Here is a 12646-nt window from a genome sequence, read left to right as displayed (position 1 = left end):
TTCAACGATAGTACAGGCCATGGTCTGCGTTCTGGGCTGCTTATGAACTTCAATCCGAATCCTCGTCAGTTCTCGATGCTCAGCAAGGTGCAGGAGCTGGGGTCGGTCAGTGTCGAGGCGCTGGCCGAGCAGTTTGGGGTCACCCTGCAGACGGTGCGCCGTGACGTCAAGCTGCTCTCAGACGCGGGCTTGTTGTCACGGTTTCATGGCGGCGCCCGTTTGCCCAGCTCCACCACCGAGAACATCGCCTACCGTCAGCGTAAATTGCTCAACGATGCCGCCAAACACCGCATCGCCTGCGCCGTGGCCGACGCGGTGCCGGACGGCTGTTCGCTGATCATCAACATCGGCACCACCACCGAAGCGGTGGCGCGTGAACTGCTGCGCCGCAAGGACCTGCGGGTGATCACCAACAACCTCAATGTGGCCACCATCCTGGCGGCCAACCCGGATTTCGAAGTGATTGTGGCGGGGGGCGTGGTGCGTTCGCGTGACAACGGCATCGTGGGTGAAGCCACGGTGGACTTCATCCGCCAGTTCAAGGTCGACATCGGCCTGATCGGCATCTCGGGTATCGAGGCCGACGGCACACTGCGTGATTTCGACTACCGGGAGGTGTCGGTGGCGCGGGCCATCGTCGAGCGCGCACGTGAGGTCTGGCTGGCCGCCGACCACAGCAAATTCAACCGCCCCGCCATGGCGGAGGTGGCGCGCATCGACCAGGTGGATGTGCTGTTTACCGACCTGGCTCCGCCATCACCTTTTGACACACTGCTTGACGAAGCCGGTGTGCGTTGTGTCATCACCCCCTGATCTACTTTTTCTTTTCACGTCACCATGACCTACCTTTTGGCCCTGGACCAGGGCACCTCCAGCTCTCGCAGCATTGTTTTTGACCGCGCCGGTCGTGTGGTGGCCTCGGCCCAGCGCGAGTTGCGCCAGATCTACCCCCAGCCTGGCTGGGTGGAGCATGACCCGATGGAGATCTGGGCCAACCAGCTGGCCACGGCCAAAGACGCCTTGTTGCGCGCGGGCATCAGCGCCTCTGAGGTCAAGGCCATCGGCATCACCAACCAGCGCGAAACCACCGTGGTCTGGAACCGCCGCACCGGTGTGCCCTTGCACCAGGCCATCGTCTGGCAGGACCGCCGCACCGAGCCCGATTGCCAGCGTCTGCGTGACCAGGGCCAGGCGGCCAACATCCAGGAGCGTACCGGGCTGGTGCTGGATGCCTACTTTTCCGGCACCAAGGTGGGCTGGATCCTGGACCATGTGCCGGGTGCACGCGCCGCTGCCGAGTGTGGTGAACTGGCTTTTGGCACCATCGACAGCTGGCTGCTGTGGCAGCTGACCGGCGGGCGGGTGCACGCCACCGATGTCAGCAATGCCTCACGCACCATGTTGTTCAACATCCGTACCGGCCAGTGGGACTCGGAGCTGCTGAACCTGCTGCAGGTGCCACCTCAGTTGCTGCCACAGGTGTTTCCTTCTTCGCATGTGTTTGGCGAAACCGACGCCAGCCTGTTTGGGCAGTCGATCCCGATTGCCGGTATCGCCGGTGACCAGCAAAGTGCGTTGTTTGGGCAGGCCTGTTTTCGCAAAGGCTTGGCCAAAAACACCTATGGCACGGGTTGTTTTTTGCTGATGCACACCGAGTCGCAGTTGCAAACCTCGGGCAACGGGCTGATCAGCACCCGCGCCGCACAAGTGGGCGCTGGCCCGCAGTACGCGCTGGAGGGCAGTGTGTTTATCGGTGGTGCGGTGGTGCAGTGGCTGCGTGACGGCCTGCGTGCCATCGACTCCAGCACGGCGGTACAGGCGCTGGCGCAAAGTGTGCCGGACTCGGGTGGGGTGGTGTTTGTGCCGGCCTTCACAGGCCTGGGCGCACCGTACTGGGAGCCTGAGGCGCGCGGTGCCATTGTGGGTCTGACACGTGGCACCGGCTTGGGGCATATTGCCCGCGCCGCGCTCGAGAGCATTGCCTTCCAAAGCGCCGCGCTGCTGGGCGCCATGGGCCGGGATGCGGCTGCGGGGCAAAGCGCCCCGATCACCGAGTTGCGGGTGGACGGTGGCGCCTGCGTCAACGACCTGCTGATGCAGTTTCAGGCGGACCTGCTCGGTGTGCCGGTGGTCCGGCCCAAGGTGGTCGAGACCACCGCGCTGGGGGCTGCCTATCTGGCGGGCCTGGGCACCGGGGTGTACCAGACGCTGGAAGAGCTGGAATCGCTCTGGCAGCCCGAGCGCACCTTTTTGCCCACCATGTCGCCCCAGCGTGCGGCTGAGTTGATGGCGCAATGGGAACACGCGGTGCGCCAAGCCACCCTGGCTTGAGTTGGCGCAGGTGGCGCAGCCCATGCGCCATTTTAAAATCAATAGCTGCAGGCCCTTTATTCATAAGGGCTAGAAGCCATTTTGAGTGCTATTTCAGCGGGTGTGGCGGTGTTGTTGGTGGTGGTGCTACAGTCCGTGCTCCCCGTGGCTTGATGGCAGCATGGGCGCCCAGACCACCCATGGTGCAGACCGGGCGGCTTGCACCGTTGGTGGCCTCGAACCGAGCAAGCTGCTTGTTCTACCTCGCCCAGGGGGCGCCCCTTCGCGTTCTTTCTGTCACCCAGGCACCGGCCCCGCCGCCGGGCCCCAACTCTTGTTGTTTCTGATGTTGTGTTCTCTCTGTTTATGCGCTGTCTTGCCGGAAGTGGTCTCTGATGAATCCTGACGCACACCACATCTGGCAGGCGCCACGCTGGGCGCTGGCGGTGTTGCTGGCCATGCTGGGCATGCTCGGGCCGTTTTCGATTGACACCTACATTCCCGCGTTTTCGGGCATAGCCGCCTCTCTCAACGCCACGCCGGTGCAGATGCAGCAGACGCTGTCGGCCTACCTGTTCGGTTTTGCCTTCATGAGCCTGTTCCATGGGGCGCTGTCTGACAGCGTCGGGCGCCGGCCGGTGGTGTTGTGGGGGCTGGCGGCTTTCACCTTGGCCTCGATGGGCTGTGCGCTGTCTCAAAGCATCGGCCAGTTGGTGTTTTTCCGCGCGGTGCAGGGGCTGACCACCGGCGCGGGCATTGTGGTGTCACGCGCGGTGGTGCGTGACATGTTCCCGCCCGCGCAGGCGCAAAAGGTGATGAGCCAGATCACCATTTATTTTGGTGTGGCACCGGCGGTGGCGCCGATGATTGGCGGGGTGTTGTTCGCGCACCTGGGCTGGCACAGCGTGTTCTGGTTTCTGACCGGGGTCGGTGTGTTTCTGTGGCTGGCCAACTACCGCTTGTTGCCCGAGACGCTGCACCTGAGCCATCGCCAGCCGCTCAAGATCAGCAACCTGATGCAGGGGTACTGGCAGCTCGGGCGTGATCCGCGATTCTTGTTGCTGGCGTTGGCCAGTGGTGTCCCGTTCAATGGCATGTTTTTGTATGTGTTGTCGGCGCCGGTGTTTCTGGGTGAACATCTGGCCCTGCCGCCCACGCAGTTCTTCTGGTTTTTTGTGCTCACCATCAGCGGCATCATGAGTGGCGCCTGGGTCAGTGGTCGCATGGCCGGGCGGATCAGCCCCAAGCGTCAGATCAAGTACGGGTTCCTGATCATGCTCTGCATGGCAATCATCAATCTGGGGGCCAACATGCTGTTCACCGCGCAGGCTGTGTGGGCGATGTTCCCGATCTCGATATTTGCCTTTGGCTGGGCCATGATGGTGCCGGTGGTGACCCTGTTGGTGCTGGACCTGCACCCGGATCGGCGGGGCATGGCCTCGAGCCTGCAGGCCTTTGTCGGCTCCAGCGCCAACGGTCTGGTGGCCGGGGTGATTGCGCCGCTGGTGATGCACTCCACCGTCGGGCTGGCGGCCACCTCGCTGGCGCTGTTGTCGATTGGCCTGGGGGCCTGGGTGCAACTGCGCCGCCGCTGGGCGAGCATCGGTGCCTGACCCCGGGTCTTGAGGCAGGGCCATGACATGACGCAGATGCTGCCGCTGTTGCTGCTGCTGAGTGCCTCGATGGGCTTGGGCTTGTGGATGGGCTGGCAGTTTCTGCGCCGCCAGGGCAGCAACCCGATCCACATCGGCTTTCACCTGATCCTGGGTGTGGTGGGGCTGGAGATGGTGGTGATGTTGTTGCGCGGTGCACCCGACGGCAGTGTCGCCGCCGCCGGTGCGCTGGGCAAATCGACCGCACTGGTGTTGGCCACGGCGGTCATCACGGGCTTTGCCACCTCGGTGCTGGCACGGCGCTGGTCACGCCAGGGGAGTGCCTGGGTGCTGGCCATCCACGCTTTGCTGGGGTCGACCGGGTTTGTGCTGTTTTTGGCTTGGGCTTTGGATTTGTAGCGCGCGTTGGTTTTCTGGGTGCGAGACACGCACTAATATCTAGGGCATCCCATCACACAAGGAGCCATTGTGGCCACTGACTCTCATCCATGGCGTTTTTTCCGGGCAGGTGGTTTTGACCAGGTGCAACTCGACACAGCGGCCGACCTGCTGGCCCTGACCGAGCTGGACCAGAAACTCTGGGTCGCCTTGTCGTGCCCGGTCAAGGGCATCGAGTTTGACGCCCGCAGCCTGCAGTTCATCGACAGCGACAACGACGGCCATGTGCGGGCGCCCGAGCTGCTGGCCGCCATCCGCTGGGCCCATGGCCGCCTGCTCAACCCCGAGTTGTTGGTGCAAAAGTGCGAGGGTGTACCTATTGCCCAGATTCGTGATGATGACGAATCCGGCAAGTCGATCAAGGCCGCTGCGCTGATGCTGGCGCATCAACTCGGCAAGGGTGAGGCCGATGTCTTGACCGTGGCGGAAGCCAGCGCCGCCCAGCTCAGCCACGCCGCACGTGCGCTGGCGGCGTGGGAAGCCGCCGGGCATGACGCGCTGCCGCTGGGTGACGCCACCGCCGCCGCTCATGCGCTGGTGACCGAGCTCGACGGCAAGGTGCAGGACTTTTTCACGCGCTGCCAGCTCGCCGCTTTTGATGCGCGTGCCGGTGGGGTGCTGAATGCGTCCGAAGACGCCCTCAAGGCGCTGGCGCCCGCCAGCCTGCAGACCGGCAGCCAGGGCATCAGCGACCTGCCTTTGGCCCATGTCACCTCAGACGCTGTGTTGCCCTTGACCCGTGGCATCAACCCGGCCTGGGCAGCACGCATCCAAACCCTGCGCGACAGCGTGGTGACGCCGCTGCTCGGTGCGCAAGACCAGCTCAGCCCCGCTGACTGGCAAAACATCCAGAGCAAATTGGCCAGTTACACCACCTGGTTGGCGGCCAAACCCGACCCCTCGGCCGAGGGCGACGGTGTGCGTGACCTGGAACAACTGGCCCGTTATGTGCGCGACCTGCAGCCGCTGGCCAACAACTTTGTCGCGTTTCGCGACTTCTACACGCGCCAGGGCAAAGCCACCTTCCAGATCGGCACGCTCTACCTCGACGGGCGTTCATGTGAGCTGTGTGTGGCGGTCAACGACGCGGCCAAACATGCCGCGCTGGCGGGCTTGTCCCGGCTGTGCCTGGTGTATTGCGACTGTGTGCGCGGGGCAGACAAACTCAGCATCGCCGCTGCCTTCACTGCGGGGGATTCGGACCAACTCATGGTCGGGCGCAATGGTGTGTTTTACGACCGCCAGGGCCGCGACTGGGACGCCACCATCACCAAAATCATTGACCACCCGATCAGCCTGCGCCAGGCGTTCTGGGCGCCTTACAAACAGGTGGCGCGCGCCGTGGGCAGCCAGATGCAAAAACTCGCTGCCAGCAAAGCCAAAGCGGCGGATGACAAACTGGTGGGTGCGGCCCTGAACGCCAGCACCAAGGCCGCCGCAGGGGATGCCGCCAAGGCGCCACCCCCACCGCCGTTTGACGTGGGCAAATTTGCCGGTATTTTTGCCGCGATCGGGCTGGCGCTGGGTGCGGTCGGCACCATGGTGGTGTCGGTGGTCAGCGGGCTGTTTTCGCTGGCCTGGTGGCAGTGGCCGCTGGTGGTGTTGGGGGTGATGTCGCTGATCTCGGGCCCGGCGGTGCTGCTGGCCTGGTTCAAGTTGCGCGCCCGCAACCTGGGCCCGATCCTGGACGCCAATGGCTGGGCCATCAACGCGCGCGCTCGCATCAACATCCCGTTTGGCACCTCGCTCACACACATCGCGCAGTTGCCCGCCAACGCCCAGCGCAGTCTGAGCGACCCCTACGCCGACAAACCGTCGAGCTGGCCCTACCTGGTGCTGATGCTGGTGGTGGCCGTTGGTGTGATGTGGTTTCTGGGTTGGTTGGGCTAAATCGGCGCTTGCTTCCACCCAGCGGGATGGTGTGACGGCCAGGGTGGCGCCCTGGACCCGGTTTGTATGAAAAAGAGCTGCTATCCCTTATTCGCAAAGGGGCAGTAGCTCTTTTTTTGGTAGTGGCTGTGTGGCCGTTTCGCCTCTGGCTGAGCTGCTTGGCCAGCAACCCAGGCGTTTGTGGCTAGGTTGCGAGCAGGGTTGACGCACCTTAAAATACTGTTCATGCATACAGTATTTGGTGTCTAATATCCCATGGCCCTGTCTTCTGTTTCCACCCTGCTTGAGCGCTTTGGCGACGCCGTGTGGCGCGCTGACGCCCTGGCCGAGGCTGCCAGTGCCGACGGCGGTGTGTTGCCCAGCGGCCATGCGCTGCTGGACGCCCAGCTGCCCGGTGGTGGCTGGCCGCTGGGGGCGCTGAGTGAGGTGCTGCAAGCGCCCGGGGATGCTGCCGAGTGGCGTCTGCTGCTGCCCGCCTTGTCCACGCTGAAGCGCAGCGTGGTGCTGGTGGGGGCGCCACATCTGCCGTTTGGCCCGGCACTGGCGGCGCAGGGGCTGGATCTGCGCCGCCTGGTCCAGGTTCAGGCGGGCACCGTGGCGCAGCGCCTGTGGGCGGCCGAGCAGGCGCTGCGTTGCAGCGAGGTGGCGGCCTTGCTGGTCTGGTTGGCGCAGGTGCGCTCCGAGCATCTGCGGCGCCTGCATCTGGCGGCGCAGGCCCACCGTTGTTTGTTGTGCGTGTTTCGCCCGGCCAGCGCGCAGGGCGAGTCTTCTCCTGCGGTGTTGCGGCTGTTGCTTGGGGCGGCAGCTGGGCCGCCAACCGCGTCAAGCCCGGACGATGACTTGGCAGTGCAGATCCTCAAACGGCGTGGCCCACCGCTGGCCGAGGTGCTGCAGCTGCCAGCCCGGCCGGTGGCGCTGAGTGCGGTGTTGGCGCTCAGCGCTGTGCCGCTGGCGTCTGCAGCCGGCTGGGTTGAACCACCCCGGTCGGCTGTGTCTGCCCCGCAGCTCCTCACCGGGGATACCCCCACACCCTGGCTGGAGCCTGCCTATGCACTGGATCGCCTTGTGGCTGCCGCCTGAGTCCGCAGCCCGGCCTGTGGCGGCCGTGTCACCAGACACGGCGGGGTCACCCGTGGCTGAGGGGGCTGACTTGGCCGACCCACTCACCGCCCTGGGCTGGTGGGCGCTGCAGTTCACCCCCAAGGTGGTGGTGCTGGGCGGCGCGGTGCTGCTGGAGGTGTCAACCAGCACCCGGCTGTGGGGTGGCCAGGCCGCGCTGTTGCGTCATATTTGTGAGTCAAACAAGCCGGTAGCCCTTGTCTACTATGGGCAGGGTGATACATCTTTGGTAGCGCTTGCACGGGCGCAGCAGCCGCCACAGCCGCCGCTGATGCCCGACCAGTTGCCGCTGAGCAGCCTGGCAGCGGCCCAACCGCATCTGGCCACGCTGGCGCGCCTGGGTTGCCGCCGCTGGGGCCAGTTGCGGGCCTTGCCGCGTGCCGGTGTGGCACGGCGTTTTGGTGCGGCGCTGGTGGATGCGCTCGACCAGGCCTACGGCTTGCGTCCGGATGTCTACCCCTGGCTGAGCCTGCCCGAGGTGTTTGAGGCGGCGCTGGAGTTGCCCCAGCCGGTGGACAGTGCGCTGGCCTTGTTGTTTGGCGCGCGCCGCCTGTTGGCACAACTGCAGGTCTGGCTGCAACTGCGCCAGCGCGGTGTGCTGGCGGTGGAGCTGGGCTGGTTGATGGATGTGCGCCGCAACACGGCGACACAGGGGACATTGGTGTTGCGCAGCGCCGAGGCCAGTGCCGACACCAGCCACCTGCTGCGCCTGCTGGCCGAGCGCCTGGGTCAGCTCACGCTGCCCGCGCCGGTGTTGTCGCTGCGCCTGCGCTCGCTCGAAACCCAGGCGTTGCAGGGGCAAAGCGCCAGCCTGCTGCTTGAAGACCAAGCCCAGGGCGACAGTCTGGCGCAGCTGCTCGAGCGTCTGAGTGCGCGACTCGGTGCCCACCAGGTGCTGCGCCTGGTGCCGCAAGCCGACCACCGGCCCGAACAGATGCAGCGCTGGCGCCCAGCGGCTGGTGATGCATCGGCGGCCATCATGGGCCAGCATCGGGCACCCAGGAAAACTTCTGAAAAGATAGCGATCAGCCCTTGTGGTACAAGGGCTGGAGGCCAAAATAGCTCAAGCATGGCCGATAAGAGAGCCCCTGTGCCAACGGGGTGGGCCACGGCCCTGTACCCCACCTGGTTGCTGGCTGAGCCCTTGCCACTGCGGGTGGTCCAGCAGCAGCCGCATTACCAGGGGCCGCTGACCCTGCTGGCGGGGCCGCAGCGGTTGGAGGCCGCCTGGTGGGCGGTGTTGCGGCCAACCGGGCCATCTGCTGAGCGCCCTGACCCCGGGCCACACCCTCAAGCTGCTGGCGAGGCACCCCCGCCCTCTGGCCCCGTTGTTTTGCGCGACTACTTTGTGGCGCGCAGTCCCAACTCACCCCTGTTGTGGATCTACCGCGAGCGGCTCAGCAGTGCGGCACCCGCCTGGTTTTTGCATGGGGTGTTTGGCTGACTTGGCCGGGAGGCTTTCGCCCCAGCCACGGGTTTGGGTGTTTTTGATCTTTGGCCAAATTTAGGTCTAACTTAGGCCTTGTTTAGCCTAAGTGGTGATCCTATGATCGATCAGAGCCTCACAAGAATGGGGCCAGAGCCGATAGGAGACAAACTTTGGCACACTGGGACACACTGTCTGTTGACGAGATCAGCATCCTGCAAACCATTTTCTGGTCGGCGGGTGTGTCTCGGTATGAACTGTCGCATCAGCTGGCCTATTCAAAAAGCAAGACCAACAGCCTGGTGGCCTCCCTGCTCGATCAGGGACTGCTGGACGAGGTGGGGCTGCTCAACTCCAACGGCGGACGCCGCGCCGAGACGCTTCAACTCAGCGGCGGGCTGGGTGTGTTGTTGTGTGTCGACCTGGGCGCCACCAGCCTGGATCTGGCGGTGATGAAACCCGATTTGACGGTGTTGGCCCAGATTGCTGAACCCCTGGATGTGCGGCGCGGCCCAGGTGATGTGATGTCACGGGTGCGGGTGCTGATGCGCCAGATGCTGGCCCAGTGCGGCGCCACCGCCAAGCAGGTCATCGGTATTGGTGTGGGGGTGCCGGGGCCAATCGACTTTGAGAGTGGCCAGCTGGTCAATCCACCGCTGATGCCCAACTGGGACGGCTTTTCGATCCGCGACTACCTGCGCGAGGAATACAGCGCCCCGGTGTTTGTGGACAACGACGTCAACCTGATGGCGCTGGGTGAGTTGTGGCGCTTGCAGCGCAGCCTGCAGAATTTTCTGGTCATCAAAGTGGGCACCGGCATTGGCTGCGGCATCGTCTGCCATGGCGAGGTGTACCGGGGGGCCAATGGCTCGGCCGGTGATGTGGGCCACATTTGTGTGGATACCGCCGGGCCGCGTTGCCACTGCGGCAACCTGGGCTGTGTGGAAACCATGGCCGCTGGCCCGGCCATCAGCCGCTTGGCGACCGAGGCTGCACAGTCGGGCCAAAGTGAGCTGTTGGCGGTCTGTCTTGCCGAAAAAGGGCACATCACCCCCGAAGATGTTGGCCAGGCCAGCCGCAACGGTGACGCAGCTGCCAACCACATCATCCAGCACACCGGCAACCTGATCGGGCAGATGCTGGCGTCCGTCGTGAATTTTTTCAACCCCTCACATGTGTTCATTGGGGGTGGCATCACCCGCATCGGCCCGCTGTTGCTGGCCTCGGTGCGTCAAAGTGTTTACCAGCGTTCACTGGCCTTGTCGACCCGGCATCTGGAGATCCAGTACACCCCGCTGGCCGAGCAGGCCGGTCTGGTGGGGGCGGGGGTGCTGGCCATGCAGGAGACGCTCAAAAGCAGGGGGAAAAGCGCATGAGTGTGGATGTCGAGTTTGACCAGGTGGTCAAACAATTTGGCCCGGTGCAGGTGCTGCATGGGGTGAGTTTCAAACTGCAGGCCGGGCGCACCGTAGGCCTGATTGGTGAGAACGGCGCTGGCAAGTCGACGCTGATGAAAATCCTGTCTGGCTTTGAGTCGATCAGCAGCGGCAGCCTGCGCATCAACGGCCAGCCGATGGTGTTTGCCAGCTCGCGCCAGGCCGAGGAACAGGGCATTGTGCTGATCCACCAGGAGTTCAGCCTGGCCGACGACCTGACGATTGCCCAGAACATGTTTCTGGGCCACGAGAAAAAACGCGGCTGGCTGCTGGATGAGGCCAGCATGCAGGCCGAGGCCGCCCAGGCCATCGCCCAGGTCGGTTTACAAGCCGATGTCAATACCCGGGTGCGTCACTTGATCGTGGCGGAAAAGCAGCTGGTGGAGATTGCACGCGCCCTGTTGCGCCGGGCCCGCCTGCTGATCATGGATGAGCCCACCGCCACCCTGACCCCGGGCGAAACCAAACGCCTGTTTGCGCTGATGGCGCAGCTCAAGGCCGATGGTGTCACCCTGGTCTATATCTCACACAAGCTTGACGAGGTGCAACAGGTGACCGACGAGGTGGTGGTGATGCGCGACGGCCAGTTTGTGACCCGCGAAGACACAGCCAAATTAACGCGCCAGCAGATGGCCAGCCTGATGGTCGGGCGCGAACTGGCCAACCTGTACCCGCCGAAGGCGCCACATTTGCCCTCGGCCAAGCCGGTGCTCAAAGTCACCGGCTTGACGGTGCCGGGTTGGGCCGAGGATGTGAGTTTTGAGGTGCATCCGGGTGAAATCCTGGGTTTTGCCGGGCTGGTGGGTGCCGGGCGCACCGAGTTGTTTGAGGGGCTGCTGGGCCTGCGCCCGCGCAGCGCCGGGCAGATTGAGCTGCAGGGCCGGGTGGTGGATCTGCGCAGCCCACGCGCAGCCGCCCAGCAGGGCCTGACCTACCTCAGTGAAGACCGCAAGGGCAAAGGCCTGCATGTGAACCTGGGCCTGCGTGAGAACCTGACGTTGATGACCTTGCAGCGTTACGCCCACCCGCTGCTGGACATCACGGCTGAAAAAGCCGCGCTCACAACCGCTGTGGACGACTACGGCATCCGCACCGGCAGCCTGACCAGCTTGGCTTCTGCGCTGTCAGGCGGCAACCAGCAGAAGCTGGCGCTGGCCAAGGTGCTGCACCCGAACCCGAAGGTGGTGGTGCTCGACGAACCCACCCGGGGTGTGGACGTGGGCGCCAAAAGCGACATCTACACGCTGATCCAGCGTCTGGCCCGCGAGGGTCTGGCCGTCATTGTCATTTCCAGTGAGTTGCTGGAGCTGATCGGCCTGTGCCACCGCGTGGTCGTGATGCGCAATGGCCGTCTGCAAGCCGTGCTTGAAGAAAACCAATTAACCGAACAGGAGTTGATCACCCATGCCACAGGAACCCACTAAAACGCTGCCCACAGCGCAGGCCGCCGCCCCCTGGCTGGGCCGTTTACAGGGCCTGGGCCCGGTGATTGGCCTGGTGCTGCTGTGTGTGGCCGGCACCTGGCTCAACAGCAATTTCGCCACGGTAGACAACGCCATGAATGTGCTGACCCGCACCGCCTTCATCGGCATCATTGCGGTGGGCATGTGTTTTGTCATCGTTTCGGGCGGCATCGATCTCTCGGTCGGCTCGATGGCGGCGTTGATTGCGGGCAGCATCATCCTGACGATGAACGCGCTGGCGCCCATGGGCTTGTCGCCGGTGATGGTGGTGGTGATTGGCATGGCTCTGGCGATTCTGTTGGGCGCGGCCTTTGGCCTGGCGCATGGGCTGCTGATCACCAAGGGCCACATCGAGCCCTTCATCGTGACACTCGGCACCCTGGGCATTTACCGCGCTTACCTGACCTATTTTTCCAACGGTGGTGCGATCACCCTGGACAACGACTTGAGCGACGTTTACAGCCCGGTCTATTACGCCAGCCTGTTGGGCATTCCGATCCCGGTGCTGGTGTTTCTGGTGGTGGCGCTGCTCGGCGGGGTGATCCTGAACCGCACCGCGTTTGGCCGTTATGTGCAGGCGATTGGCTCCAACGAACAGGTGGCACGTTATGCCGCTGTGGATGTGGACCTGGTGAAGATCCTGACCTATGTGTTGCTGGGCGTGTGTGTGGGTATTGCCACCTTGCTGTATGTGCCGCGCCTGGGCTCGGCCACCCCCACCACCGGCTTGTTGTGGGAGCTCGAAGCCATTGCGGCGGTGATCGTCGGCGGCACCTCGTTCAAGGGCGGCGCGGGCAGCATCACCGGCACCGTGGTGGGCGCGGTGCTGCTTTCGGTGATCAGCAACATCCTGAATCTGACCAGCATCATCAGCGTCTACCTCAACGCGGCGGTGCAGGGCTTTGTGATCGTCGGCGTGGCTTTCACGCAGCGAGGCCGGCGCTGACCCGT

10 protein-coding genes are annotated in these 12646 nt (G+C 64.2%); all 10 read left to right on the top strand.

The annotated features are described in order from the left end of the window. Positions 1 to 42: 42 nt before the first annotated feature. The gene (locus RF819_RS06545; protein WP_078364235.1) at positions 43 to 813 is read left to right on the top strand and encodes a DeoR/GlpR family DNA-binding transcription regulator; all 771 of its coding nucleotides are present in this window, start codon (positions 43 to 45) and stop codon (positions 811 to 813) included. A 24-nt stretch (positions 814 to 837) separates the two neighbouring features. Next, positions 838 to 2331 carry a glycerol kinase GlpK gene (gene glpK / locus RF819_RS06540; protein ID WP_078364234.1) on the top strand — a complete coding sequence of 498 codons (1494 nt, stop codon included), beginning with the start codon at positions 838 to 840 and terminating at the stop codon, positions 2329 to 2331. Positions 2332 to 2705: 374 nt separating this feature from the next. Beyond that, positions 2706 to 3923 (top strand): multidrug effflux MFS transporter, encoded by a 1218-nt coding sequence (locus tag RF819_RS06535; protein WP_078364233.1) that lies wholly within the window; start codon positions 2706 to 2708, stop codon positions 3921 to 3923. Positions 3924 to 3950: 27 nt separating this feature from the next. Then, a complete protein-coding gene (locus RF819_RS06530; RefSeq protein WP_078364232.1) occupies positions 3951 to 4322 on the top strand; it encodes a hypothetical protein in 372 nt (123 codons plus the stop codon). Between the two features lie 69 nt (positions 4323 to 4391). Continuing rightward, a complete protein-coding gene (locus tag RF819_RS06525) occupies positions 4392 to 6251 on the top strand; it encodes a hypothetical protein (protein ID WP_200224035.1) in 1860 nt (619 codons plus the stop codon). A gap of 255 nt (positions 6252 to 6506) precedes the next feature. Beyond that, entirely contained in the window at positions 6507 to 7331 is an 825-nt protein-coding gene (gene imuA, locus RF819_RS06520) for a translesion DNA synthesis-associated protein ImuA (protein WP_078364230.1), read from the top strand. Further along, entirely contained in the window at positions 7300 to 8814 is a 1515-nt protein-coding gene (locus RF819_RS06515) for a Y-family DNA polymerase (RefSeq protein ID WP_078364229.1), read from the top strand. Before imuA ends, RF819_RS06515 begins: the two co-directional genes overlap by 32 nt. Positions 8815 to 8969: 155 nt before the next feature. Further along, positions 8970 to 10172: an ROK family protein gene (locus RF819_RS06510; RefSeq protein ID WP_207160717.1), complete on the top strand. Its 1203-nt coding sequence runs from the start codon at positions 8970 to 8972 to the stop codon at positions 10170 to 10172. Next, entirely contained in the window at positions 10169 to 11656 is a 1488-nt protein-coding gene (locus RF819_RS06505) for a sugar ABC transporter ATP-binding protein (RefSeq protein ID WP_078364228.1), read from the top strand. The genes RF819_RS06510 and RF819_RS06505 overlap by 4 nt, the downstream gene beginning before the upstream one ends. Further along, positions 11637 to 12641, top strand: coding sequence for an ABC transporter permease (locus RF819_RS06500; RefSeq protein ID WP_078364227.1), 1005 nt, complete (start codon positions 11637 to 11639; stop codon positions 12639 to 12641). The genes RF819_RS06505 and RF819_RS06500 overlap by 20 nt, the downstream gene beginning before the upstream one ends. Positions 12642 to 12646 lie beyond the last annotated feature (5 nt).

Source organism: Rhodoferax fermentans (assembly GCF_002017865.1).
GTDB classification, from domain to species: Bacteria; Pseudomonadota; Gammaproteobacteria; order Burkholderiales; family Burkholderiaceae_C; genus Rhodoferax; species Rhodoferax fermentans.
This window is presented reverse-complemented; position numbering and strand designations above follow the sequence as displayed.